29 protein-coding genes are annotated in these 24,061 nt (G+C 74.5%); 19 read left to right on the top strand and 10 right to left on the bottom strand.

The features are described 5' to 3' along the window. Window positions 1–2 precede the first annotated feature (2 nt). The 5 genes from H488_RS35390 to H488_RS38155 all read left to right on the top strand — a co-directional run bounded on the left by H488_RS35390 (window position 3) and on the right by H488_RS38155 (window position 5,444). Complete coding sequence (locus H488_RS35390; protein WP_017835009.1) at window positions 3–770, top strand: glucose 1-dehydrogenase; 768 nt, start codon at window positions 3–5, stop codon at window positions 768–770. Between the two features lie 81 nt (window positions 771–851). After that, entirely contained in the window at window positions 852–1,874 is a 1,023-nt protein-coding gene (locus tag H488_RS35385; protein ID WP_017835008.1) for a zinc-binding dehydrogenase, read from the top strand. After that, entirely contained in the window at window positions 1,874–3,421 is a 1,548-nt protein-coding gene (locus H488_RS35380; protein WP_017835007.1) for a gluconokinase, read from the top strand. Before H488_RS35385 ends, H488_RS35380 begins: the two co-directional genes overlap by 1 nt. Window positions 3,422–3,604: 183 nt before the next feature. Next, on the top strand, window positions 3,605–5,020 hold the full coding sequence (locus tag H488_RS35375; RefSeq protein ID WP_051063843.1) for an FAD-binding oxidoreductase: 1,416 nt from the start codon (window positions 3,605–3,607) through the stop codon (window positions 5,018–5,020). A 61-nt stretch (window positions 5,021–5,081) separates the two neighbouring features. Further along, entirely contained in the window at window positions 5,082–5,444 is a 363-nt protein-coding gene (locus tag H488_RS38155; protein WP_017835005.1) for an antitoxin, read from the top strand. 113 nt (window positions 5,445–5,557) lie between these two features. Here the strand turns inward: H488_RS38155 and H488_RS35365 are convergent, their stop codons facing one another. From H488_RS35365 to H488_RS35355, 3 genes are all read right to left on the bottom strand, one after another. After that, entirely contained in the window at window positions 5,558–6,394 is an 837-nt protein-coding gene (locus tag H488_RS35365; RefSeq protein ID WP_017835004.1) for an alpha/beta fold hydrolase, read from the bottom strand. A gap of 132 nt (window positions 6,395–6,526) precedes the next feature. Then, the gene (locus H488_RS35360; protein WP_017835003.1) at window positions 6,527–7,243 is read right to left on the bottom strand and encodes a class F sortase; all 717 of its coding nucleotides are present in this window, start codon (window positions 7,241–7,243) and stop codon (window positions 6,527–6,529) included. Window positions 7,244–7,264: 21 nt separating this feature from the next. Then, window positions 7,265–8,035: a hypothetical protein gene (locus H488_RS35355; RefSeq protein WP_017835002.1), complete on the bottom strand. Its 771-nt coding sequence runs from the start codon at window positions 8,033–8,035 to the stop codon at window positions 7,265–7,267. A gap of 344 nt (window positions 8,036–8,379) precedes the next feature. On the opposite strand from H488_RS35355, the gene sigK reads away from it, so the two are divergent. The 4 genes from sigK to H488_RS35335 all read left to right on the top strand — a co-directional run bounded on the left by sigK (window position 8,380) and on the right by H488_RS35335 (window position 11,745). Next, on the top strand, window positions 8,380–8,937 hold the full coding sequence (gene sigK / locus H488_RS35350; protein WP_017835001.1) for an ECF RNA polymerase sigma factor SigK: 558 nt from the start codon (window positions 8,380–8,382) through the stop codon (window positions 8,935–8,937). After that, on the top strand, window positions 8,934–9,704 hold the full coding sequence (locus H488_RS35345; protein ID WP_017835000.1) for an anti-sigma factor: 771 nt from the start codon (window positions 8,934–8,936) through the stop codon (window positions 9,702–9,704). The genes sigK and H488_RS35345 overlap by 4 nt, the downstream gene beginning before the upstream one ends. 129 nt (window positions 9,705–9,833) lie before the next feature. Next, window positions 9,834–10,703: a hypothetical protein gene (locus tag H488_RS35340; RefSeq protein WP_017834999.1), complete on the top strand. Its 870-nt coding sequence runs from the start codon at window positions 9,834–9,836 to the stop codon at window positions 10,701–10,703. An 88-nt stretch (window positions 10,704–10,791) separates the two neighbouring features. Continuing rightward, window positions 10,792–11,745 carry a hypothetical protein gene (locus tag H488_RS35335; protein WP_017834998.1) on the top strand — a complete coding sequence of 318 codons (954 nt, stop codon included), beginning with the start codon at window positions 10,792–10,794 and terminating at the stop codon, window positions 11,743–11,745. 50 nt (window positions 11,746–11,795) lie between these two features. Here the strand turns inward: H488_RS35335 and H488_RS37575 are convergent, their stop codons facing one another. Both H488_RS37575 and H488_RS35330 read right to left on the bottom strand, forming a co-directional pair. Continuing rightward, window positions 11,796–11,954 (bottom strand): hypothetical protein, encoded by a 159-nt coding sequence (locus tag H488_RS37575; RefSeq protein WP_017834997.1) that lies wholly within the window; start codon window positions 11,952–11,954, stop codon window positions 11,796–11,798. 79 nt (window positions 11,955–12,033) lie between these two features. Then, window positions 12,034–12,672, bottom strand: a complete 639-nt coding sequence (locus H488_RS35330; RefSeq protein WP_017834996.1) for a hypothetical protein — start codon at window positions 12,670–12,672, stop codon at window positions 12,034–12,036. 163 nt (window positions 12,673–12,835) lie between these two features. Between H488_RS35330 and H488_RS35325 the strand changes: the two genes are divergently transcribed. The 3 genes from H488_RS35325 to H488_RS35315 all read left to right on the top strand — a co-directional run bounded on the left by H488_RS35325 (window position 12,836) and on the right by H488_RS35315 (window position 14,778). After that, a complete protein-coding gene (locus tag H488_RS35325; protein WP_017834995.1) occupies window positions 12,836–13,972 on the top strand; it encodes a Gfo/Idh/MocA family protein in 1,137 nt (378 codons plus the stop codon). A 63-nt stretch (window positions 13,973–14,035) separates the two neighbouring features. Beyond that, window positions 14,036–14,380 carry a nuclear transport factor 2 family protein gene (locus H488_RS35320; RefSeq protein ID WP_017834994.1) on the top strand — a complete coding sequence of 115 codons (345 nt, stop codon included), beginning with the start codon at window positions 14,036–14,038 and terminating at the stop codon, window positions 14,378–14,380. Window positions 14,381–14,415: 35 nt separating this feature from the next. After that, a complete protein-coding gene (locus H488_RS35315; protein ID WP_017834993.1) occupies window positions 14,416–14,778 on the top strand; it encodes a YciI family protein in 363 nt (120 codons plus the stop codon). A 22-nt stretch (window positions 14,779–14,800) separates the two neighbouring features. Here the strand turns inward: H488_RS35315 and H488_RS35310 are convergent, their stop codons facing one another. Further along, the gene (locus H488_RS35310) at window positions 14,801–15,685 is read right to left on the bottom strand and encodes a hypothetical protein (RefSeq protein WP_017834992.1); all 885 of its coding nucleotides are present in this window, start codon (window positions 15,683–15,685) and stop codon (window positions 14,801–14,803) included. 147 nt (window positions 15,686–15,832) lie between these two features. On the opposite strand from H488_RS35310, the gene H488_RS35305 reads away from it, so the two are divergent. The 5 genes from H488_RS35305 to H488_RS37570 all read left to right on the top strand — a co-directional run bounded on the left by H488_RS35305 (window position 15,833) and on the right by H488_RS37570 (window position 19,287). Beyond that, window positions 15,833–16,381 (top strand): CueP family metal-binding protein, encoded by a 549-nt coding sequence (locus H488_RS35305; RefSeq protein WP_017834991.1) that lies wholly within the window; start codon window positions 15,833–15,835, stop codon window positions 16,379–16,381. 26 nt (window positions 16,382–16,407) lie between these two features. After that, on the top strand, window positions 16,408–17,319 hold the full coding sequence (locus H488_RS35300) for an alpha/beta hydrolase (RefSeq protein WP_017834990.1): 912 nt from the start codon (window positions 16,408–16,410) through the stop codon (window positions 17,317–17,319). 58 nt (window positions 17,320–17,377) lie between these two features. After that, on the top strand, window positions 17,378–18,475 hold the full coding sequence (locus H488_RS35295) for an FAD-dependent oxidoreductase (protein ID WP_017834989.1): 1,098 nt from the start codon (window positions 17,378–17,380) through the stop codon (window positions 18,473–18,475). 25 nt (window positions 18,476–18,500) lie between these two features. Continuing rightward, window positions 18,501–19,076, top strand: a complete 576-nt coding sequence (locus H488_RS35290) for an NADPH-dependent FMN reductase (RefSeq protein WP_017834988.1) — start codon at window positions 18,501–18,503, stop codon at window positions 19,074–19,076. Between the two features lie 70 nt (window positions 19,077–19,146). Next, complete coding sequence (locus H488_RS37570; protein WP_017834987.1) at window positions 19,147–19,287, top strand: hypothetical protein; 141 nt, start codon at window positions 19,147–19,149, stop codon at window positions 19,285–19,287. A gap of 16 nt (window positions 19,288–19,303) precedes the next feature. Here H488_RS37570 and H488_RS35285 read toward each other — a convergent pair whose 3' ends face one another. The 3 genes from H488_RS35285 to H488_RS35275 form a co-directional block, all read right to left on the bottom strand. Continuing rightward, a complete protein-coding gene (locus tag H488_RS35285) occupies window positions 19,304–19,621 on the bottom strand; it encodes a hypothetical protein (protein WP_146202072.1) in 318 nt (105 codons plus the stop codon). A 128-nt stretch (window positions 19,622–19,749) separates the two neighbouring features. After that, window positions 19,750–21,261, bottom strand: coding sequence for an amidase (locus tag H488_RS35280; RefSeq protein WP_017834985.1), 1,512 nt, complete (start codon window positions 21,259–21,261; stop codon window positions 19,750–19,752). A 148-nt stretch (window positions 21,262–21,409) separates the two neighbouring features. Beyond that, complete coding sequence (locus H488_RS35275; protein WP_017834984.1) at window positions 21,410–21,907, bottom strand: DedA family protein; 498 nt, start codon at window positions 21,905–21,907, stop codon at window positions 21,410–21,412. A 190-nt stretch (window positions 21,908–22,097) separates the two neighbouring features. On the opposite strand from H488_RS35275, the gene H488_RS35270 reads away from it, so the two are divergent. After that, a complete protein-coding gene (locus H488_RS35270; RefSeq protein ID WP_017834983.1) occupies window positions 22,098–22,478 on the top strand; it encodes a hypothetical protein in 381 nt (126 codons plus the stop codon). A 10-nt stretch (window positions 22,479–22,488) separates the two neighbouring features. Here H488_RS35270 and H488_RS35265 read toward each other — a convergent pair whose 3' ends face one another. Beyond that, the gene (locus H488_RS35265; protein WP_031283834.1) at window positions 22,489–23,085 is read right to left on the bottom strand and encodes a LysE/ArgO family amino acid transporter; all 597 of its coding nucleotides are present in this window, start codon (window positions 23,083–23,085) and stop codon (window positions 22,489–22,491) included. A 70-nt stretch (window positions 23,086–23,155) separates the two neighbouring features. On the opposite strand from H488_RS35265, the gene H488_RS35260 reads away from it, so the two are divergent. Further along, window positions 23,156–24,043 (top strand): LysR family transcriptional regulator ArgP, encoded by an 888-nt coding sequence (locus tag H488_RS35260; protein ID WP_017834981.1) that lies wholly within the window; start codon window positions 23,156–23,158, stop codon window positions 24,041–24,043. Window positions 24,044–24,061 lie beyond the last annotated feature (18 nt).

Here is a 24,061-nt window from a genome sequence, read left to right as displayed (position 1 = left end):
GGATGCGAAACGTCTTCGACATCACCGGCCGGCTCGCCCTCGTCACCGGCTCCTCCCGGGGGCTGGGGCGGGCCCTGGCCACGGGCCTCGCCGAGGCGGGGGCCCGCGTGGTCCTGCACGGGCGGGACGCCGACGCCCTCGCGCGGGTGCGCGACGAGATCGCCGCCGGCACGGGCACCGCCCCGGTCACGGCGGCCTTCGACCTCACCGACGCCGAGGCCGTCCGGACGGGGATCGACGCGGTCCTCGCCGAGCACGGCGTCCCGGACATCCTGGTGAACAACGCCGGGATCCAGCGCCGCGCCCCCTTCGCCGAGTTCGCGGCCCAGGACTGGGAGGACATCGTCGCGGCGAACCTCTCGAGCGTGTTCCACGTGTCCCGGGCCGTGGTCCCCGGCATGCAGGAGCGCGGCTCGGGCAAGATCGTCAACATCGGCTCCGTGCAGTCGGTGCTCGCCCGGCAGACCATCGCCCCGTACTCGGCCACCAAGGGCGGGGTGGTCATGCTCACCAAGGGCATGGCCGCGGACCTCGCCCGGCACAACATCCAGGTCAACGCGATCTCGCCCGGGTACTTCGCCACCGAGATGAACCAGGCGCTGATCGAGGACGAGGCGTTCAACCACTGGGTGGTCGAGCGCACCCCGGCCCGGCGCTGGGGGCAGGTCGAGGAGCTCGTGGGCACGCTGGTCTACCTGTGCTCGGACGCCTCCAGCTTCGTCTCGGGGCACAACGTCCTGGTCGACGGCGGCATGACCTCCGTCCTCTGACCCGGGTCCGCCGCACCACCCGCAGTCCCACCCGGCACGCGCCGCACCGCGGCGCCCGGGGACGCACCAGGAAGAGAGCTCATGAAGGCCATCGTGATCCACGGCAAGGACGACCTGCGCGTCGAGGAGGTGCCCACCCCGGAGCCCGCCGAGGGGCAGGTCCGGCTCCGGATCGCCTACGGCGGGGTGTGCGGGTCGGACCTGCACTACTGGGCCGAGGGCGCCAACGGCGAGTACGTGGTCCGGGAGCCCCTCGTGCCCGGGCACGAGGTCTCCGGGACGGTGGACCTGGACCCCGCCGGCGAGCTCGCCCCCGGCACCCCGGTGACGGTCCACCCGGCCACGTTCGGCACGCCCCAGCCCGGGATCGAGGACCGGCGCCACCTGTGGCCCGGCGGGGCCTACCTGGGCAGCGCCTCCACCCGGCCGCACACCCAGGGCGGGATGAGCGAGTACCTGCTGGTCCGCCGGGACATGGTCCGGGTGCTCCCGGCCGGCCTGCCGCTGCGCCGGGCCGCGCTCGCCGAGCCGCTGGCCGTGGCCCTGCACGGGCTCACCGTGGCCGGGGACGTGACCGGCCGGCGCGTGCTCGTCTCCGGGTCCGGGCCGATCGGCCTGCTCACGGCCGCGGCGGCCCTGGCCCGGGGCGCGGCCGAGGTCGTGGCCACCGACGTCCTCGAGGGCCCGCTCGAGCGGGCCCGGGCGCTCGGCGTGCACGGCACCGTCCGGGTGGGGGCCGAGCAGATCCCGTCCGGGGCGTTCGACGTGGTGCTCGAGTGCTCCGGCGTGCCCGCGGCCGTGAGCCCCGCGCTGGTGGGCGCCCGCCGCGGCGGCGTCGTCGTCCAGGTGGGGATGGTGCCGGACGAGGCGCGGCCCGTGAACCTGGCCCCGCTGGTCTCCAAGGAGCTCCAGCTGCGCGGGTCCTTCCGGTTCGACGACGAGATCGACGAGGCGATCGGGCTGCTCGCCGACCGTCCCGGGATCGAGGACGTGGTCACGCACGAGTTCCCCGCCGACCGCGCCGTGGAGGCCTTCGCCACGGCCCGCGACTCCGCGGTCTCCGGCAAGGTCCTGGTGTCCCTGGCCCCCGGGGAGCCGCGCTGATGCCGGGGCCGGCCGGCGCCGGGCACCCGGATCCCGTGGTGGTGGGCGTCGACATCGGCACCACGAGCACCAAGGCCGTGGCCTTCGCCGTGGGCGGTGAGCAGCTCGCCGCCGCCTCGGCCGGCTACCCCCTGGAGGAGCCGCACCCCGGCCACGCAGTGCAGGACCCCGAGCTGATCCTGCAGGCGGTGCTGGACACCGTCCGCGCGGTGGTCGGGGAGGTCGGGGCGGAGCGCGTGGCGGGGCTGTCCTTCAGCGCCGCGATGCACAGCCTGCTCGGGCTCTCGCCCGAGGGAGAGCCCCTCACCCCGCTCGTCACCTGGGCGGACACCCGGGCCAGCGTCCAGGCGGAACGGCTGCGCGCGAGCGCGGGCGGCCTCGCCCTGCACCGGCGCACGGGCACCCCGGTGCACCCCATGTCGCCGCTGCCCAAGCTCGTGTGGTTCCACGATCAGGAGCCCAAGCTGTGCGAGCGCGTCGCCTTCTGGGCCGGCATCAAGGAGTTCGTGCTGCTGCGGCTGTGCGACGCGCTCGTGGTGGACCACTCGGTGGCCTCGGCCACCGGTCTGATGAACATCCACGAGCTGGCCTGGGACGGCGAGGCCCTCGCCCACGCCGGGATCCTGCCCGAGCAGCTGCCCGAGCTCGTGCCCACCACCCACGTCCTGCCCGGGCTCACGGACGAGGGCGCCCGGGCCACGGGGCTGCCCGCCACCGTGCCCGTAGTGGTGGGGGCCAGCGACGGCCCGCTGGCCAACCTCGGCCTGGGCGCGGTCCGGCCCGGGGTGGCGGCCTGCTCGATCGGCACGAGCGGCGCGCTGCGCGTCGTCGTCGACCGTCCCGTGGTGGACCCGCTGGGACGGGTCTTCTGCTACGCCCTGACCCCGGGGCGCTGGGTGGTCGGCGGGGCGATCAACAACGGCGGCGTGGTCCTGGGCTGGGCCGGGGACGCCCTCGCCCCCGACCTGGGGGAGGAGCCGGAGGAGGAGCTGCTCGCGCTCGCGGGGAGCGTCCCGGCCGGGTCCGGGGGGCTGCTCATGCTGCCCTACCTGCTGAGCGAGCGCGCCCCACACTGGAGCTCCCTGCCCAAGGGCGCCTACGTGGGGCTGACCCGCGCCCACCGCCGCGCGCACCTGGTGCGCGCGGCCCTGGAGGGGGTGTGCCAGCAGCTCGGCCTGGTCCTGCAGTCGATGCGCTCGGCCGGTCTGGCCGTGGAGCAGATCCGCGCCACCGGCGGCTTCGCCCGCAGCCCGCTGTGGCGGCAGCTGCTCGCCGACGTCCTCGGCACGGACATCTCCTTCGCCTCGGGCCACGAGGGCTCCGGGTTCGGCGCCGCGCTGCTCGGGATGCAGGCGCTCGGGCTGATCGAGTCCGTCGACGTGGCCGCGGACCTGGTGGAGGTCGAGTCCGTGGTGCGCCCGGACCCCGCCGACGCCGCGGTCCACGCGTCCCTGCAGCCGGTGTTCGAGCAGCTCTACGAGGCCCTCGTGCCCACGTTCACGTCCCTGCGCCGGCTGGCGCCCGCCCTGCCGCTCGAGCGCGACTGACCCTCCCGGCGGCTCCGACCCGGCCGTGTCGACCGGGCCGTGCCCGCCGGCGCCCCGTGACGATTCCGTGCACGCTCCGGAGGGCGCACCGGCGGGCCCGCGTGGGAGAATGGACCTGTTCTGCGGCGCCTGCGGGCCCGAGCGGCCCCGCACCGCGGATCGCCGGTGCCGAGGGGGCCCGCGATGATCTCGAGAACGGACGTGGAAGAACTCCACCGGCAGGTCCGTGGCCCGGTCCTGCTGCCGGACGAGGCCGGCTTCGCGCAGGAGGTCGCCGGCTTCAACCTGGCCGCCGTCCACCACCCGGACGCGGTGGCGGGCGTGACCGACGCCGCCGACGTGGTGGCCGTGATGCGGTGGGCCGCCGCCCACCACGAGCCCGTGGGGGTGCAGTCCACGGGCCACGGCGCGGACCAGCCCATGGAGGGCGGAGTGCTCGTCACGACCCACCGGATGCAGGAGATCGAGGTCGACCCCCGCCGCCGGACCGCGCGGATCGGCGCCGGCGTGCGGTGGCGCCGCGTGATCGACGCGGTCGCGCCCCACGGCCTCGCGGTGCTCAACGGTTCGGCCAGCGACGCCGGGGCGGTCGGCTACACCCTGGGCGGCGGGCTGCCGGTGCTCGGGCGGATCTTCGGCTTCGCCGCCGACCACCTGCTGGGTCTCGAGGTGGTGACCCCCGACGGGCGGCTGCGCCACGTGGACGCCCGGCACGAGCCGGAGCTGTTCGCCCTGCTGCGCGGGGGCAAGGGCAACCTGGGCCTCGTCACCGCGATGACCATGGACCTGGTCCCCCTGGAGGAGCTCTACGGCGGCGGGATCTTCTACCCCGGCAGCGACGCCCAGGAGGTGCTGAGCGCGTTCAGCCGGTGGGCGCCCACCCTGCCGGAGCGCGCCTCGACGTCCGTGGCCCTGCGCTGGATGCCGCACGACCCGACCGTCCCCGAGCAGCTGCACAAGCGGATGCTCGTGCACCTGCGCTTCTGCTGGGTCGGCTCGGAGGAGGAGGGCGCCCGGGTCCTCGCGCCGATGCGGGCGGTCTCCCGGCCGGTCCTGGACCTGGTGGGGCCCATGGACTACCGGGACATCGACCAGGTGCACATGGACGCCACCGAGCCGGGTCTCTACGTGCTCACCGGGGAGTTCCTGCGGGAGTTCGACGCCGCCGCGGTCATGACGCTGCTGCAGAGCGCCGGGCCCGGCAGCCGGTGCCCGCTGCCGGAGGTGGGGATCCGGCTGATGGGCGGAGCCTTCGCCCGGACCGACGGCGTCGAGGACGCGGTCTCGGGGCGGGACGCGGCGTTCTTCCTGGAGCTCATCGGCTGGCTCGCGCCCCACGTGGCCGCGGCGACGCCCCGGGCACTGGCCGAGATCCTGAAGGCCATGGCCCCATGGTCCACGGGGCGGGCCTTCGTGAACATGCACGGGGTCCCGGGCGGGGAGAGCGAGCACGCCCGGGCGTGGTCCGAGGAGGTCTACGCCCGTCTGGTCCGGGCCAAGGCGCTCTACGACCCGGACAACCTGCTGCGCTTCCAGCACGTGGTCGGCCAGGAGCGCCGGCCTCCCGGCCTCGGCCAGCCGGCGGACAGCTCCGCGTGATGGACTGGCGGCAGCACCGCGGCGCTCCCGCGCGCGGTGACCACTCTCGGAAGGAGACGTGATGGTGAACTTCAAGGGGCTCACGGCCAAGGCCAAGCAGCTCGCCCAGCGCAACCCGGACAAGGTCGACAAGGTCCTCGACCAGGCCGGCAGCTTCGTGGACAAGCGCACCGGGCGCAAGTACGAGCGCCACGTGGACACGGTCCAGCAGAAGGCCCGCCAGTTCCTCGGCGGGGGCCGCGCCCCCGGCGACCGGACCTCCGGCGGCCCGGCGACCGGCGGCCCCAGCACGGGCGGCCCGGCGACCGGCGGCCCGACCACGGGCGGCCCCGCCGCCGGCGAGCGCCCGGACGGGCAGCCGGGAGGACCGGCCGGGACCGATCGCCCCGGTGACGTGCCCGGCCATGAGGGCCCCCGCCACTGACGGTTCCCGGGCCCCGGGAACGGAGCGGACCCCGCCCGCCGCGCCTCGAGCGCACGGCAGGCGGGGTCCGTCGTCGTCCGGCGGAGGGCCGTCCCGCCGGGGGTGGGGGGCGGCTACCGGGCGAGGAAGTCCAGCAGCGCCTCGTTGACCTCCGCGCCGTGGGTCCAGAGCAGCCCGTGCGGGGCGCCCTCGATCTCGACGTACTCCGCCTGCGGGAGGGCCTGGTGGAACTGCCGGCCGGTGGCGTCGATGGGCAGGATGTTGTCCGCGGTGCCGTGCACGATCAGGGCCGGCACGTCGATCTTGGGGATGTCGGCCCGGAAGTCGGTCAGCCACGCGGGCTGGGCGGCCACCGACGCCACGGCCCCGGAGCGGGCGGCGATGTTCCGGCAGGCGTCCACGACCTCCTGGCTCAGCCGGTCCGTGCCCAGGAACGTGTCCGTGTTGAAGAAGTTGCCGAAGAACTCGGCGAAGAACGCGTAGCGGTCGGCGGTCACGGCGGCGGCCAGGCCGTCGAAGACGTCCTGGGGCACGCCCGTGGGGTTGTCCTCGGTCTGCAGCAGGTACGGCTCGAGCGAGCCCAGGAAGGCCGCCTTCGCCACCCGCGAGGATCCGTAGGTCCCGAGGTAGCGCCCCACCTCCCCGGTCCCCATGGAGAAGCCCACCAGGACCACGTCGTTCAGGTCGAGGGTGCTCAGGACGGTGTCGAGGTCGGCGGCGAAGGTGTCGTAGTCGTAGCCCGTCGTCGGCCGGCTCGAGCGGCCGAAGCCGCGGCGGTCGTAGGTGATCACGCGGTAGCCGGCCCCGAGCAGGGCGGCGGTCTGCTTCTCCCAGGACGAGCCGTCCAGGGGGTACCCGTGGATGAGGACGACGGGCTGACCGCTGCCGTGGTCCTCGTAGTACAGCTCGATGTCGGTGCTGTTCTCGGTGCCGACGGTGATGTGACCCATGGAGGCTCTTCCTCTCGCTGGTGCGACAGATGCAGAGAACGGCCGTTCCCTGCGCAGAAGCCTAGGGAAGGGTCGTTCTCCGCGCGAGGCCGGGGCGGTGGGCACCAGCGCTCGTTCCCAGGGCTGCGCCGCTCAGGGCACCAGGGACGCGTAGACCACGTAGTTGTCGTCGAACTCCCCGGTGGCCAGGTCGAAGCCGTCGCAGGTGATCAGCCGCAGCTCGGACCCCTCCGTGTTGCCGTAGACCTCGAGGGTGGGGAAGTCGTCCTTGCCGTACTGCTCCCCGCGGTCGACGGCGAAGACCGCCGTGGACCCGTCCTCCCGGGCCACCTCGATCGCGTCGCCGGGTTCCAGGGCCCGCAGCCCGGCGAAGACCCCGGGGCCGCCGCCGGTGGCGTTGACGTGGCCCAGCAGCACGGCCGGGCCGCGCTCGCCGGGGGTGGGGGACCCGGTGTACCAGCTCGCCGGGGAGCCGGGCCCCTCGGGCGGGACCTCGAGCGAGCCGTCCTCGCGCAGGCCCAGGTGCAGCAGCTCGGACTCCGTGCCGGTGGCCGGGACGGACAGGGCGACCGGCTCCGACGCGCCCAGGACCGCCGGGCCGTCCGCGGGGCCGTCCGCTGGACTGTCCGTTGCGGCGGCGGTCGGCCTCCCCGTCGCGGACGGGGCCGACACCGCGCCCGGGGGCGCCGAGGTGCTCGACGGCGAGGCGGTGCTCGAGGCCGCCGGCGGGGTGCTGCCGACCGCCGGTGCGGCGCCGTCGTCGGACGCGGCGCAGCCGGTGGCGAGCAGGACGGCGGTCGCCGCGGAGGCCAGCAGGCCTCCGCGACGACCGGTGGTCGATCCCGTCACAGCAGGAACCGTCCCGTCGGATCAGCCGCGCGCGGCGCGACGGCGCAGGGCCCACGCGGCGCCGGCCGCGGCGGCCAGGACGCCGCCGCCGAGGGCCGCGGCCTGGGCGGTGGACCCCGTCTCCTGGGCCACGCCGGTGTCGGCGCCGCCCTCCGGCATCGCGCCCATCTGCGAGGCGGTCAGCGTGCCGCACGCGGCCGGGAGGGTCGCGGCCGCGGGCAGCGCCGGGTCGAGGTCGCTCATCTTCTCGGCGGCCGCGGCGGGCATCTTCGCCGGGTCCACGCCGTGGACCACGACGACCGCGGTGCCGTTCTGCAGGGACTCGGCGGTGGCCTCGTCCAGCTGCAGGGTCCGCTCGTAGGTGTACGCGGAGCCGCCCGGGAAGCGCTCCACGGCCAGGCCGGAGTCGGGGCTGGTGTCGCCCTCGGTGGTCAGCGAGGTGCCGATCATGCCGTAGAAGGGGTGACCCTCGGTGGTGTTGACCACGCCGTCGCCGTCCGCGTCCGCCTCCGGGCCCGGGCAGGTGCCCTGGCCGTGGATGTGGATGTGCTGGGCGTGCGGGAACGGGCCGTCCATGAACGTCTCGGCCGCGCCGCTCACGTTCATCGTGACGGTGGCCTCGGTGCCGTGGACGTCGACCATGACGTCGCCGGTGGTGCCGGAGTTGTTCAGGGTGCTCAGCGCCGCCTGGGCGGACCACATGTCGGAGTCGTGGGCGGCGGCGGGCGCGGCGGCCATGGTGAGCGCGCCGAGGGCCAGGGTGGGGACTGTGAGGAGCATGGACTTGCGCATCAGATTCTCTCCTGTGTCGTACCGGGGGGTCGTGCCGGGTGCGCACTTTCGGTGTGCGCACGGTGAGTTCGGCGCCGGAACGGGCCCGGACGGGTGCGGGGGCAGAAAAGTTTCCGGCGCGCCGGAACGGACCGCCGACCCGTCCGGTGCCGGCCCCGCGACGAACAACGGTCATGGAGACGACGAGTGTGTCGATGGCATCACATCGACCCGGTGTGGCAAGGTGCAGTGCGACACTGCTCCCGCCCGGACCCCGGGCGGGGCGCCGCTCTCCGAGTGAACAGCGAGACCGCGTGAGCCCAGGACCGACCGGCCGGAGCGGGAGAGCCGGGGCCCCGGTCCCCGTGCCCGGGCGGACCGAACAACAGGTCGAGCTGCTGCGCCGCGTGGCGGGCGGTGACGAGGACGCCTTCGCCCAGCTGTACGACGCGACGTCGTCCACGGTCCACGGACTCGTGCTGCGGCTGCTCCGCTCCCCGGAGCTCGCCGCCGAGGTGGTCCAGGAGGTCTACCTGATGGCATGGCAGCAGGCGGAGCGCTTCGACGCCGGCCGCGGCACGGTCCTGGCGTGGTTGTGCACCATGGCCCACCGCCGCGCGGTGGACCGGATCCGGCAGAGCCAGCGGGAGCGGGACCGGGACCAGCAGTACGAGGTCCGGCGGGCCGAGACGCCCTCCGACTCCACCTGGAGCGAGGTGGAGCAGTCCCTGGACTCCGAGGAGGTGCGGGCCGAGCTCGGCGGGCTCAGCCCGCTCCAGCGGGAGGCCGTCTGCCTGGTCTACTACCGGGGGTACAGTCACCGGCAGGTCGCGGAGCACCTGGACGTCCCGCTGGGCACGGCGAAGGCCAGGATCCGCGACGGACTCACCAATCTGAGATCGGCACTGGGGGTGCGGCAGTGAAGGACATCCAGGGGGACGACCGGGCCGGCGACGTCCACGCCGACGCGGCGCTCTACGCCGTGGACGCCCTCGAGCCCGGCGAGCGCGCCGCGTTCGAGCTCCACCTGCGCGGCTGCGCCGCCTGCCGGGAGGAGGTGGCCGCGTTCGGGGAGGTCGGGGCGCACCTCGCCGCCGCCGTGGCCGAGCCGCCGCCGGCGGCGCTGCGCGGGGACGTCCTCGCGGCCGTGCGCGGGACGCCCCAGGAGCGGCGGCCGGAGGAACGGGCCGAGGACCGGGCCGGGGACGCGCCCGTGTCCCTGGCGCAGCGGCGCCGTCCCCGGCGCCGCTGGCTGGCCGCCGCCGCGGCCGCCGTGCTCCTGCCCGGTGCGGCCCTGGGCGGCTGGGCCGTCGGCACGCAGACCGAGCAGCGGGAGCAGCAGCTCGTGGCCCAGGAGCAGGACCGGCAGAACCGGCTGCTGAGCGCCCCGGACGTCACCACCCGCCAGCTCGACGTGGACGGCCGGCCGGCCACCCTGGTGGTCTCGGCGCAGGCGGACGCGGCGCTGTTCGTCGCCTCCGACCTCGCCGGACCGGGGGAGGGCCGGGAGTACCAGCTGTGGCTCGTGCAGGACGAGACCCCGGTGCCGGACGTGCGCTTCGGCGGCGGACAGGTGCAGGTCTGGCTGGACGGCGACATCGACCGGGCCGGGGCGGTGGCCATGACCGTGGAGCCTGCCGGCGGCTCCGAGACGCCCACCCTGCCGGTGCTGGCCGCCGCGGAGATCTGAGCGCGGCTCCTGCCAGAATGAGTTCATGACCGAGGCAGAACCTTCCGGCGGCGGCGCGGCCCGGGCGGCCCCGGCACGCCCGTCGTGAGGCCCCGGCCGGGCGGGAGGCGCCTGCACCCCCTGCGGTGGGTGCTGTCCCGGGAGCTGGTCCTCGACTGGTTGCGCTCGTTCCGCACCAGCCGCAGCGCCCTGCACTTCCGGCTCCGGAACCGCTTCTCGGACGCGCCCGTGCGGGGGGACGCGCCCGTGGTCGTGAGCCTCACGTCCTACGGGAGCCGGATCCGGGCGGTGCACCTGGCCGTCGAGTCGATGGTGCACGGCACCGTGCGCCCGCAGCGGCTGATCCTGTGGCTGCGCGAGGCCGACGTCGTGGCGGACCCGCCCGCGCCGCTGGCGCGGCTGGTGCGCCGGGGCCTCGAGCTGAGGTGCACCGAGGACTGGGGCCCCCACCAGAAGTACTACCCCTGCGTCCGGTCCCGGGCGCGGCACGAGCTGCCGCTGGTCATCGCGGACGACGACGTGCTCTACGGCCCGGCGTGGCTCGAGGAGCTGCTCGCGGTCCACGCGCGGCACCCGCACGACGTGGTCGCCCACCGCACCCACCGGATCCGCCTCGGCGGAGGACGGATCCTGCCCTACGCGACGTGGAGCCCCGGCGCCCCGGCGGGAGCGTCCGTCCGCACCTTCGCCACGGGCACCTCCGGCGTGCTCTACCCGCCGCACCTGCTCGACGCCCTGCACGAGCTCGGCACCGCGTTCACCGCGTGCGCGCCGATGGCCGACGACGTGTGGCTGCACGCCGTCGCCCTGCGCCACGGGACCGGCGTCCGGCCCGTCCGGGACGGCCGCACCGCCTACCGGCCCATCCCCAGAACGCTCTTCCGGGATCTCAGCACCCGCAATGTCCTGCGCGGAGGCAACGACATGCAGATCGCAGCCACGTATTCGGCCTCGGACGTGGAAGAGTTGGAGCGTGCACGGGTGGCCGAGGGCCCCTGAGCACGTGGACGGGCAGTTCCCCCGCTTCCCGTCCGCCGGCCGTCCCCCCACGGCCGCTGTCCGCGCTCCCATCCCCCCAGGAGTTCCCATGCCGAAGAACTACCGCCGCCCGGACTCGCCGGACCACGTCGCAGCCGACGTGCCGGCGCGCGCAGCAGGGCACTCGATCGTCTTCGACTCGCCGGCCGAACTGGCCGCCTACACCCGCCACGACCGCCTGTCCGCCGACGGGCCCCTCCTGCTCGCCCGCCGCGCCGGGTTCCACCCCGACGGGTCCTGGCCCTGCTCGGCGCTCGAGTCCGCCCAGAACGTCCTGGCCACCCGGGCGCGCACCATGATCGAGATCGAGCTGCGCACCACGGTCGACGGCCGGTGCGTGGTCCTGCACGAGGCCGTCATGGGGCACGGGAGCACCGGCGCCGGCCCGGTGAGCGAGCAGTCGGCCGACTACGTGCTCAGCCAGCACCTGGTGGACAACTACGGCGAGGTCACCCGGTTCCCCATCCGGGAGGCCGGCGAGTTCCTCACCTGGGCGGTGCTGGCCGGGGCGGTGCTGTGGCTCGACGTCAAGAACGTGACCCCGGAGGCCGTCGTCGAGCTCGTCCGCACGCACCGGGCCGAGGGCCAGGTGGTGGTGAGCGTGCACGGGCTGACGGAGCTGGCCGTCTACCGCAGGATCGCCCCCGACCTCGTCTACTTCGTCCCGACCCACCCGGACGGCCTGCCCACGGTCGACGACGTCCGACGGGAGGTGCCCGACCTCCGCCGGGTGATCGGCTTCGCCGGCCACTACGTCCCGGACATGGAGGAGAGCCTGCGGATGCGGAGCTGGAACGTGCCCATGCGCCTGGAGCTGCACCGCTACGACGAGAACCTGTCGGCCGACGCCCTGGACGTGCACTACTACCGCCGCGCGGTCGAGGCCGGCTTCGGGATCCTCTCCACCAGCCACTACCGCGAGGTGGCCGACCTCCTCGGCCTGTCCGCGTGGGCGCCGAAGAACGCCTCCGCCAGGGACGACCGGGGGCTGACCCGGCACTGATCCCGGGCGCGTGCCGCTCTCGGCGGGGCGCCCGGGACCAGTGCCGGGGATCAGTCGTCGCCCGGCGCGTCCTCGGGGGCGTCCCCCTCGGCCTGGGAGGGCTTGTTGCCGTCCGGGTCGACGGCCGACTGCACGCTCTGGTCCTCCGGCACGTCCCCCTCGGCCTGAGAGGGCTTGTTCCGGGCCGGGTCCGGGGTCGTCTCGCTCATGCCGCTCCTCGTGTGCTCAGCAGGGTGATGGTCCCGGCTCACGCTACGCCGGGCCCGGGGCCCCGACAAGAGGATCCGGCTACGCGGCGCGGCCGGCGCGGATCGCGGCGTAGAGCTGGGCGGGGATCAGCCCGGTCCGGTGGGCGCGCTCGACCGCGGCGAAGCCCTCCTCGGTCTCCTCGTACGGGAAGTGGATGAGGTCCGCCGCGAGCTCCCAGTGGTCGATCATCCCGCCGGCCCAGAGCTGGCAGATCGCCCACGGGGTGTCCGCGGAGAAGGCGGGGACGTCCGGCAGGACGTACTCGTCGGCCGGCACGCGCCAGGCCTCGAGGCTGTCCAGGTCCGCCGCGAGGTCCTCGAGGGTGTCGTAGTGGCCCGCGCGGTCCGGGTCCACGGAGCCGTTCGGGTTGGCCAGCTCGACGTCGTAGCCGCCCTCGGCCGCGGCGAACACGGTGGTGGGCCCGGGCTCCCCGCCCACGCCGGCGTCGAGGGGCAGCTGGGACGGCAGCCACTCCCAGCCGTCGCCGAGCTGGTCCATCTCCAGGTCCCGGTAGGCCACCCAGCCGCGGGCGACGAGCAGCTCGTGGGCGTCGTCGTCCCAGGTGCCCTGAGCGGCGCCCTCGATGTCGACGGTGCGGGCGCCGGCCGCGGCGTGGAACTCCCGCCGCTGCTGCTTCTTCTTGGCGGCGGCCTTCTTGCGGGGCTTGCTCTTGGGCACGGATCCTCCTGACGGGCGGGGACGGACGCGTGCGCGGTCCCTCGGACCTCCCATGATCGCGCATCCGGCGGGATCCGGGGACGCCGGGCCCGCTCCGCCCGGCCGGGACCCCGCGGGGCTAGTCTGGCCGGGACCGTCCGTCCCGACCGCGAAGGATGCCCCCATGACCTCTCCCCGGACCGCCCCCTCGACGAACGGCCCCGTGCGCTACGCGGTGGTCGGGCTCGGCCAGATCTCCCAGCAGGCGTTCCTGCCCGCCATGGCCCGGGCCGGCAGCTCCGTGCTGGCGGCGCTGGTCACCGGCACCCCGGACAAGGCCCGGGAGCTCGCGGCCGAGTACGGCGTGCCCGCGTACTCCTACGAGGACTACCCCGCGCTGCTGGCCTCCGGGGACGTGGACGCGGTCTACGTGGCCACGCCCGTGTTCCGGCACCGCGAGTTCGCCGAGCCGGCGCTCGAGGCGGGCGTCCACGTGCTGGTGGAGAAGCCGATGGAGACGTCCGTGGCGGACTGCCGGGCGATGATCGACGCCGCCGCGCGCGGCGGGGCCCGGCTGATGGTCGCGTACCGGCTGCACCACGAGCCCGGCACGCTCGAGCTGATCACCCGGGTCCGGGACGAGGGGCTGGTGGGCGACCCCCGGCTGTTCACCGCCGTCTTCACCCAGGACATCGACGAGGCCAACCACCGCGGGCACTCCGGGTACTGGGGCGGGCCCATCCCGGACATGGGCAGCTACCCCCTCAACGCGGTGCGCCACCTGTTCGCGGCCGAGCCCCTCGAGGTCCACGCGATGGGGGTGCGGACCCCGGGGCGCGGCTTCGACTTCGACGACACCGTGGCGGTGACGCTGCGCTTCCCCGGGCAGCGGGTGGCGCAGTTCACCATCAGCTACGCGGGCGAGGCCACCGAGCAGTTCACGGTGGTGGGCACCGGGGGCGTGGTCGCGGCGCAGCCGTGCTTCGGCTTCGGCCCCGAGGTGGGCATCAGCTGGACCGTGACCCGCGACGGGCGCAGCGAGACCCGCACCCACGACCCGGTGGAGCAGTTCGCGGGCCAGACCGAGTACTTCTCGGACTGCATCCTCACCGGCACCGATCCCGAGGCCGGCGGGGAGGAGGGGCTGATGGACATCCGGGTGCACGAGGCGGTGCTCGCCTCCCTCGAGACGGGCCGGACCGTGCGCCTGGAGCCCGCGGACCGCGCGGTGCGCCCCGTCGCGGAGCAGGCCCGGGCCCTGCCGCCCGTGGCGGAGCCCGGCGACGACGAGCTGGTGGCCCAGGTCCCGCAGAACGGCTGAGCCCCGGCGGGCGGACCGGCTCCGGTGCTTGTCCCGCACCCCGCCCGGGAGTAGCTTGCGGGCATGACCAGCAGCAGCACGGACGTCGTCCGGCGGCTCTTCGCCGCCTATCTCGCGCAGGACGAGGCGGCGGCCCGCGGGCTCGTCGGGGACGGATTCCGGTTCACGTCCCCGCAGGACGACCACATCGACCGGGCCGCGTACTTCGAGCGGTGCTTCCCCACGGCGCAGCGGGTCTCCCGGCAGGACCTGCTCCAGGTGGTCGAGGCGGAGCCCGGCCTGGTGCTCGTCCGGTACGAGTACGAGCTCCGGACCGGGGGGACCTTCCGGAACATGGAGGCGATCACCGTGCGCGACGGGCAGGTGGTGGACGCCCAGGTCTATTTCGGCGGGCCGCCGCGACCGTAGACTCCGAGGACCATCCGACGCCCAGGAGGCTCGCCATGAAGCACTACCTGCTCAGCATCGAACAGCCCGACGGCGGACCGGCGGCCCCGGAGATCCTCGAGCCCGTGATGCGGGACGTCGCCGCGTTCAACGAGGAGCTCAGGGCGGCCGGGGCGTGGGTCTTCGCCGGGGGCCTGGACCGGGCGGAGGCCTCCGTCGTCGTGCGCTTCCACGGCGAGGACGTGGTGACCACCGACGGTCCGTACGAGCGCGAAGATGAGCACGCCGGGGGCATCTGCATCGTGGCCGCCCCGGACTACGACGCCGCCATCGAGTGGGGCCGCAAGCTGGCGCAGGCGACCACGCTCCCGGTGGAGGTGCGCGAGTTCCAGGGCGAGCCGGAGGAGCATCTGGCGTAGGGCCCGCCCCGGTCCCGGCGGCTCACCGGCCGATCTGCTCGGCCTGCGCCTCCCACGCGGCGTGGGCGTCCCGGGGCCGGGCCGGCCGCCGGGTCTCCCGCAGGGCCCGGAGCGCGGCGTTGCGCTCGCGCGCCAGGAAGTCCGCGGCCGCCCGGGCGGCGGCGTCCTCGCGGACCTGGGCGCGGACGGCGGTAATGGTGCCCATGATGGCCTCGACGCCCTGCGAGCCGCCCGCCAGGTAGGCGGCCCGGACCTCCCGGTCCGGGTGGTACAGGTAGCGGTCGTCGATCTGGCCGCGGTGGGTGTCGAACTCCTCGTCGGTCAGCTCCGAGAGCATGGCGGCCACCCGGTCCAGGCGGGCCTCGACCTCCCCGTGCAGGGGCGTCCTGGCGGCGGCGTCCCGGACGGACCACAGGGCCTGGCCGTGCCGCCGGAGCCGGGTCGCGTCCCAGTCCGCGTGCGGGACCTCGGCCAGCCGGACGGCGATGAAGCTCGCGTCCCCGTGCCGCTGCTGCGGCGGTAGGACGCCGAGCTGCCAGCGGATCCACGCGGTGCGCATGTCCTCCGCGGCGGTCAGCCGGGCCTGCTCGGCGGTCCTCACGATCGACTTCCCGCTGTTCTTCCGGGGGCTCTTGCCCGGAATCCTCGCGGTGGCCCTGCAGGCCGTCCGCGCACCGGACCCGGCAGGGCTTCGCGACGTGCCGTGCAGCCGCTCCCGCGCGCGCTCCGTCAGGGAGCGGGCGAACTCCCGCACGAACATGCCGAGCAGCCACAGGACGGCCCCGGCCAGCAGGAGGAGAAGGATCGTGCCCAGGTTGACGAGGACGAACGAGACCACCGACAGGACCACCGCCCCGGCGATCAGGAGCACGATCCCGGAGACGTCGTTGTTCTCGGTGTTCTGCACGGCGGATCCTCCCGAACCCCTCACACCACTGGACATCCACTCTAGCCGCCGGGGCGGGATCTGTGACCGGTCCCACAGGAAACTCCCGGCATTCCGGGGCGGCCGCGGAGGGGCCGGCGACAGGGGCCGCCCCGATATCCTGGACCCATGCGATCCGCCGTGCTGTCCGTGTCCGCCGCCGTCCTCCTCCTCGTCTCCGGCTGCGCCGGCGGGGGCTCCGAGCAGGACGACCTGCTCCGGGCGCACGGGCTCGAGGGCGCGAGCACGCAGGAGGTCGTCGAGCAGCTGGACCGCACGCACGAGGACCGCGACGCCGGGCTCGCCGGCTCCGTGACCTACGACGAGGTGGTCCTCGACGACGGCGCCGCCGAGACGACCCTGCCCATGCCGGAGGACCGCTTCTACCTGGCGGTCGCCCCGTATGCCACCACGACCCACGAGTGCTTCTTCCACAGCCTCTCCGGGTGCCAGGGCGAGCTCGTGGGCGAGGACTTCGACGTGCGGATCACCGACGGCTCCGGGGCCGTGCTCGTGGACGAGAGCGTGACCAGCTACGAGAACGGGTTCGTGGGCTTCTGGCTGCCCAAGGACATCACCGGCACGCTCGAGATCAGCTCGGAGCGGGGCCGGGCGGTCCAGGAGTTCGAGACCTCCCCGGACAGCCCGACCTGCCTCACCACCCTCCAGCTGGCCTGAGCCCGGCGCGAAGGAAGGGTGACCGGATGAGCATCAGCATGGCCCTGACCTCCCAGGCGGTCCGGCTGCGGGCGCGCCTGCAGCCGTGGACCCCGGTGGAGCAGCTGCACGGGCGCCGGTACCCGGAGCCGGCCAGGATCCCCGCCGACCTGCGGCGCTCGCACGCCGTGGAGCGCACCGAGGTGGCCGGGCGCCCGCTGCTGCGCCTGACCCCGCGCGCCGGGGCGGACGGGTCCCACCTGATCTACCTGCACGGCGGGGCGTTCGTGAACCCGCTGCTGCCGGCGCACTGGTGGATCGTCCGCGAGCTCGTGAAGGACACCGGGACCACGGTCACAGTCCCGCTGTACCGGCTGGCCCCGGAGGGCCACGTGGACGAGGGCTACGACTTCCTCGCCGCGGCCTGGGCGGACCTCGTGGCCCGGTCCGCCGCGGACCGGATCGTGGTGGCGGGGGACTCGGCCGGTGGGTGCCTGGCGATCGGGCTGGCCATGCGCCTGCGGGACGCCGGGCAGCGGATGCCCGACCACGTGGTGGGCTTCTCCCCGGCGGTGGACGTCTCCGCCACGCACCCGGCCGTGCGGGAGATCGATCCGCACGACCCCATGCTGAGCACCGACCGGGTGGTGCCCATGGCCGCGGCCTGGGCGCGGGACCGCGAGCTCACCGACCCGCTGGTCAGCCCGCTCTACGGGGACGTGGCCGGGCTGCCGCCGGTGCACGTGGTCCAGGGCGGCAAGGACATCCTGGCCGCCGACGTCCTGGCCTTCGCGCGGGACCTGGCGCGGGCAGGCAACCCGGGGAAGCTGATCTACGAGCCCGGCGCCTTCCACGTCTACGTGGGCGCCTGGTGGACGCCGGAGGCCCGGCGGGCGGTCCGGCACGTGCGCTCCCTGCTCGGGGAGCACGCCCCGGCGGCGGGGCGGGCCCAGGAATAGCTCGGCACCCCCGGCCGTTCCCTGATTGATGATACATCAACCAAAAAGGGGAGCGGGCATGAAGGTCGTGGTCATCGGGGCGGGACAGGCCGGGCTGTCGGCGGCCCACCACCTGCGGCGCCGGGGACTGGTCCCCGAGGAGGACTTCGTGGTCCTCGACGCCAATCCCGGCCCCGGGGGAGCGTGGCGGCACCGCTGGCCCTCGCTCACCTTCGGCGGCGCCCACGGGATCCACGACCTGCCCGGGCTGCCCCTCGGGGTGCCGGACCCGGCCGAGCCGGCCTCCGCCGTCGTCGCGCGCTACTACGGCGAGTACGAGCGCCGCTTCGCGCTGCCGGTCCACCGTCCCGTCGCGGTGCGGCGGGTCGAGGCGGCGTCCGACGACGGGCTGCTCGAGGTGGTCACGGACACCGGCACCTGGCGGACGGAGCTGGTGATCAACGGCACCGGCACCTGGGACCGCCCCCACTGGCCGTACTACCCCGGGCGGGAGTCCTTCCGCGGGCGGCAGCTGCACACCCACGACTTCCGCTCCGCGGAGGAGTTCCGCGGCCGGCACGTGGTGGTCGTGGGCGGCGGCACCTCGGCCGTGCAGTTCCTGCTCCAGCTCGCCGCGGCGGGCGCCACCACCACGTGGGTCACCCGCCGGCCCCCGCGCTTCACGGACCGGGAGTTCGACCCGGACTGGGGGCGGGACGTCGAGCGCCGGGTCGACGAGCGGACCCGCGCGGGCCTGCCGACGGCCAGCGTGGTCTCGGCCACCGGGCTGCCCCTGACCGCGCAGTACCGGGCCGGGATCGAGGCCGGGATCCTCGTCTCGGCCGGGCCGCTGGGGGCGGTGACGCCCGAGGGCGTCCGGCTCGCCGACGGCCGGGAGGTGCGCGCGGACGCGATCCTGTGGGCCACCGGCTTCCGGCCCGCCCTGGACCACCTGGCACCCCTGGGGCTGCGCGAACCGGGCGGCGGCATCCGGATGGACGGGGTGCGCGTGCTCCGGGATCCGCAGGTGCTGCTGGTCGGCTACGGCGCCTCGGCCTCGACCCTCGGCGCCACCCGTGCGGGGCGGGCGGCCGCCCGCGAGGCCGTGCGGCTGCTGTCCGCGGCTCCCGCCGGGAAGCAGCGGCCTGCAGCACGTGTTGCCACTGTCAGCACCTGATCCGAGACCCTCGGGAGGGACCGCCATGGTCCGCATCGGCATCATCCTCGGCAGCACCCGGCCGAACCGCAACGGCGGGGACGTGGCCCGCTGGGTCCTCGCCCACGCCTCCGGGCGCGGCGACGCCCAGTTCGAGCTCCTCGACCTGCGCGAGCACCCCCTGCCGCACTTCGACGAGCCGGTGCCGCCCTCGGCCGGGAAGTACCAGAACGAGCACACCAGGCGGTGGGCGGCCACGATCGATCGCTTCGACGGCTTCGTGGTGGTCACCCCCGAGTACAACCACGGCGCGCCCGGGGTGCTGAAGAACGCCTTCGACTACCTCTACGCCGAGTGGAACAACAAGGCCGTGGGCTTCGTCTCCTACGGCACCGCCGGTGGTGTGCGCGCCGTGGAGCAGCTGCGGCAGGTGGCCGGGGAGCTGCAGCTGGCCGACGTGCGCCAGCAGGTGTCGCTGTCCCTGCGCACCGACTTCGAGCACTACCGCACCTTCGCCCCGGCCGAGCACCACCGGCGCTCGCTGGCCACGATGCTGGACCAGGTCGTGGCCTGGTCCACCGCCCTCGCGCCGCTGCGCGCCCCGGCGGAGGAGGCCGGCTGAGCAGGGCGCCGTCGTAGTCTGGGGACACCGCGCCGATGCGGCGCACGCCATCCCGACGAAGGAGCACCCCGTGAGCGAGCAGCCCACCTCCAGCCCGGACCCCATCGAGGACGCCGCCTCCAACGACGACGCCGACATGACCACCGAGATGACCCCGATCCCGCACGAGCACGGGGACGCCAAGAACGAGGAGTCCGAGCAGCGGGACTGAGCCCGTTCCGCTGGGCTCAGGCGGCCGTTCCGAAGAGCGAGGCGCGAAGAGCGGACAGGGGCGGGGCGTGCTCGGCCAGCTCCTGGAGGTAGCCCAGGTCGTCCAGGTCGCCCAGGGCGGCCGTGAGCTCCGCGCAGGTGAGCTGGGCGTCCTCGGCGACGACCTCGAGGGCGGGGGCCTCAGCGGCCGTGACGTGCTCGGCCAGGGCGTCGAGGACGACGACGGCGTCGACGCTGACGTGCTCGTCGTGGATGGCCTCGACGAGCAGCCGCTCGGCGGCGTAGACGGGCGCGGCGAACATGTGGGGAACGGGGGACTGCATCGGTGACATCACTGCCGGAACACTACCCCCGGTTCATAAGAATTCTCTGAGACCGGTCGGGGTCCGGTCGCACCGGCCCTGGTCGCACCGCACGGCGTGACGAGGTGGCTCGGTACCGGCCCCTGCGCGCACCCGCGGGATCAGCTGGTCAGCGGATCGACCACGGCCTCCAGCCGCGGTGCCCTGCGGGCGTCGAGCGTGGCCTCCACACCCCGGGCCACCGCGAGCAGGTCGGTCTCCTCGAAGCTGGACGTCATGATCTCCAGGCCCACGGGCAGACGGTCCTCGGTGAAGCCGGCAGGCACGGTGGCGGCCGGGAAGTGCAGCTGCGAGGCGATCACCGTGTTGGTCGGGTAGGTGAGGCACGTCCACCGGCCCCCGAGCACGTCCTCGTGGGTGGGAGCCGCGAGCTGGACGTCGGGAAAGACCATGGCGTCCAGGCCCAGCTCCAAAAACTGCGTTTGCACGGCTCGCACGAAGTCCTCGCGGGTCAGCACCCGGTCCAGGTACTGGGGGTCGGTGCGCGGGTCCTCGGGTCCGTCGGTGATGCCCTCGAAGAGGTCCAGGTGCGAGTCGTAGGTGCCGTTCGCGCGGACCTCGTCCACACCGCCGATGCCCGTCTCCGGATGGGCGGCGAAGAAGGCGTTCATGTCCTGCCGGGAACGGGTGAAGTACAGCGAGGTGAAGCCCACGTAGTCCATCAGACCGGGGATCTCCACATCGACCAGTTCCGCCCCGGCCCCGGCGAGCCGTGCCAGCGCGTCCTCGACCACGCGGACGACGGCCGCAGCCTCCGGGTCGGCCGGATCGCCGAACGCCCCGCGCAGGACGCCGAGGCGCCGGCCCTGCAACGATCCGCCGGCGGCCGCCTCGGCGAAGGACGCGCTCCGGCGGCGCTGCCGGACCGCGACCGTGTAGGCGTCCGCCGGGTCGAAGCCCACCAGGACGTCGAGGACCTTCGCGGCGTCCTCCACCGTCCGGGTCATCGGCCCGGCCGTGTCCTGGGGGACCACCAGCGGGGACATGCCGTCCCGGCTGATCAGGCCCGGTGTGACGCGCACGCCCACCAGGTTGCAGAAGGACGCCGGGAGGCGGATGGAACCTCCCGTGTCCTCGCCGATGCCGACCAGCGCCAGGTTCGCGGCGATCGCCGCGGCCGTTCCGCTGCTGGATCCCCCCGGGTCCCGGGAGAGGTCGTAGGGATTCTTCGTCACCCCGGACACGGACGAGGTCGAGAACCAGGAGGTCGCGAAGTCGGGCATCGTGGTCTTGCCCAGGATGACCGCTCCCGCCTCCCTCAGCCTGGCGACCGCCGTGGCATCCCGCTCCGGGACGTGCCCGGCCGTGGCCCGGTTGCCGTAGGTGGTCCGCAGCCCGGCGGTCGCGACCTGGTCCTTGACCAGGACCGGCACACCGTGCAACGGTCCCGACAGCTCACCGCGGGCCGCGTACTCCAGGTCGAGGGCATCGGCCTCGTCGAGGGCCGTCGCCGAGACGGTGACCACGGAGTTCAGTGCCGGTCCGTCGACGTCGAGAGCGGCGATCCGGTCGAGGTAGGCCTGCACCACCTCCCGGACCGTGGACTTCCCCTCCCGGTAGGCCGACTGGACGGTGTCGATGGTGGCTTCTTCGATGTTCCAGCTCAGGCTCACGGGAGATCCTCACGATCAGGGGTCGCCGGGTGCACGGCCGCTGGACACGGTCCGGAACGCCGGATGCTGGGGCCACCGTACTGTGACGTGCCTCGCACGACAACGACCGGGCGGCGTCCGCCGGACCGGGATCGTCACTGCGGGGTCGTCAGCGGGAGAGCGGCGCCTTCTCGTCGCGGCGCTCGCGGCGGGCCCGGCGTCGCGCGCGGATCCTGTGGCCGAGCAGCAGGAGGAGCACAGCGACGACGACCGGCGCGACCACCCACGGCTGCTCCAGCCACGCCCAGACGACCGCCATGCCCACGGTGCCGTAGATGACACCCCAGATGAGGGTGCCCACGAGCATCGCGGGGATCCAGCGACGCAGGGGCATGCCCGTGACGGCGGTGGTGAGGATGACGGCGGTCTGCAGACCCACGGTGAGGAAGCAGGCCGGGACGGCCAGGACGCCCCAGCGGTGCACGAGGCGCTGGGCCCGCCGGTACACGGCGGTGTCCATGAGCTCGCGGACGCGGTCGGAGCGCCGGCTCCCGCCGGTGGCGGCGGCACGGCCCAGGGCGAAGATGGTGGTGGTCCGCACGACGGCCCCGGCCCAGAAGAACAGAATCGCGGCCCCGAGGGGGAGGGACTCCAGCCAGGCCTGCACCCGTTCAGTCTAGGGAGCGGGCCTGACAACCGCTGACGACAGGGTGTCACTCCGCGACGGGGTGTGCCCGCCCGGGTGGCGCGGATCCGGCCGGCAGAGGGTCTCCTCCGGTCCTGCCGTGCCGCCCGGGGGTACTCTCGCCGTACGGCCGGCCCGCTCCGGAGGCCGGAGCCCCGACCGAGGAGGACGCATGAGCGTGGAGATCGACGAGCGCGGGACCGTGACCGCCGACGGGCGCCCCGTGGACTACGCGACGGCCTACGCCTGGTGCGTCGACTCGCCCGAGACGATCACCGAGCTCGTCCAGGACACGAAGGCGTTCGCCACGGTGATCGCCGCCGCCGAGCACGCCGGTCCCGAGGAGCAGGCCGAGGCCGTCCGGCAGGCTTTCGCCGCCGGGACGCCCCGGGAGCCCGGTGCCTCCTGGACCGAGGCGACGTCGGCGGAGCCGGTGGCTGAGGAGCCGGCCGCCGAGGAGCCCACGACCGAGGAGCCGTTGACCCAGGAGCCGCCGCTTACCGGGGAGCCTGCCGCCGAGGAGTCGGTCACCGAGGAGCCGGCCGCGGGCTGAGACCGCGGGATCAGCCCCGCACCAGGTTGACGGCCAGGGCGAGCATCACCACGCCGATCACCAGGTCCACCACCCGCCAGGTGCGCGGGCTGCTGAGCACCCCGGACAGCGCCCGGGCGCCGTAGCCCAGGGCGGAGAACCACACCACGCTGCCCACCACGGCACCGAGGGCGAAGATCCACCGGGCGTCGGTTCCGTGCTGGTTGGCGAGGCTGCCCAGCAGCACCACGGTGTCGAGGTAGACGTGGGGGTTCAGGTAGGTCAGGGCCAGTGTGGTGGCGATGACCGATCCGCGGGAGCGCGGGGCCTCGGCGGTCAAGGAGGACGGCTTCAGGGCCGAGGCGAAGGACCGCACGGCCCACCACGTCAGGTAGGCGGCCCCGCCCCACCGCAGCACGTCCAGGGCCTCCGGGAACCGGGAGACCAGCGCCCCGATCCCGGCCGTGCCGCCGAGGATCAGCACCGCGTCGCTGACCGCGCACAGTGCCACCACCACCCCCACGTGCTCGCGGCGGATGCCCTGCCGCAGCACGAACGCGTTCTGCGCGCCGAGGGCGACGATCAGCGCCAGCCCGCTCATCAGCCCGGTACCCCAGATGCTCCACATGGCCTCGACGGTAGCCAGCTCTCGCGATGCAGACAAACGAAAGAATTGACGGGTGCGTTAGCTTTGCTTCATGAACTTCGAGCATCTGCGCGCCCTGACCGCGATCGTCGACGAGGGCACCTTCGAGGCCGCAGCGGACGCCCTGGGGATCACCCCGTCGGCCGTCAGCCAGCGGATCAAGGCCCTGGAGGCCTCCGTGGGCCAGGTCGTGGTGCGTCGCGGCGCGCCCTGCACTCCCACCGAGGCCGGGGCCGTGCTGCTGCGCACCGCCCGCCAGGTGCAGGTGCTCGAGGCGGAGGCCCTGCACTCCCTCGGCCACGGGGTCTCCTCCCGGACGGTGACCCCGGTGGCCGTCAACGCCGACTCCCTGGCCACCTGGTTCGTGCCCGTCCTGCAGGAGGCCGCCGGCTGGTCGGACACCACCCTGGACCTGCACGTGGAGGACCAGGACCACAGCAGCCGACTCCTGCGCCAGGGGGACGTCATCGGCGCCGTCACCGGCGACCCCGCCCCCGTGAGCGGGTGCCGGCTCGAGCGGCTGGGCTTCATGCGCTACGTCCCGGTCGCCACCCCCGCCCTGCGCCGGCGGTTCACCACCGAGGCCGGCGTCGACTGGGCGGACATGCCGGTGCTCCGGTTCAACGCCAAGGACGACCTGCAGCTGCGCGCACTGCGCGCCCGCGGCGTCGACCGGTCCCCGCCCACCCATACCGTCCCGTCCGCCGAGGGCTTCCTCGCCGCCGTCCGGGCGGGTCTGGGCTGGGGCATGCTCCCGGAGCTGCAGCTGGGCACGGACCTCGCCGACGGGTCCCTGGAGCTGCTCGAGGACCACGCGCACCACGACGTCGCCCTCTACTGGCAGAGCTGGGCCCTGGACTCCGAGCGGCTGCACCGCATCACCGAGTGCGTCCGCCGGGTCGCCCGGGAGCACCTGCGCGCCACGGCGCAGGACGGGTGAGCGATCGCCGCCGCCGCG

It is taken from the genome of Kocuria sp. UCD-OTCP, from assembly GCF_000349605.1.
Lineage (GTDB): Bacteria > Actinomycetota > Actinomycetes > Actinomycetales > Micrococcaceae > Kocuria > Kocuria rosea.
This window is presented reverse-complemented; position numbering and strand designations above follow the sequence as displayed.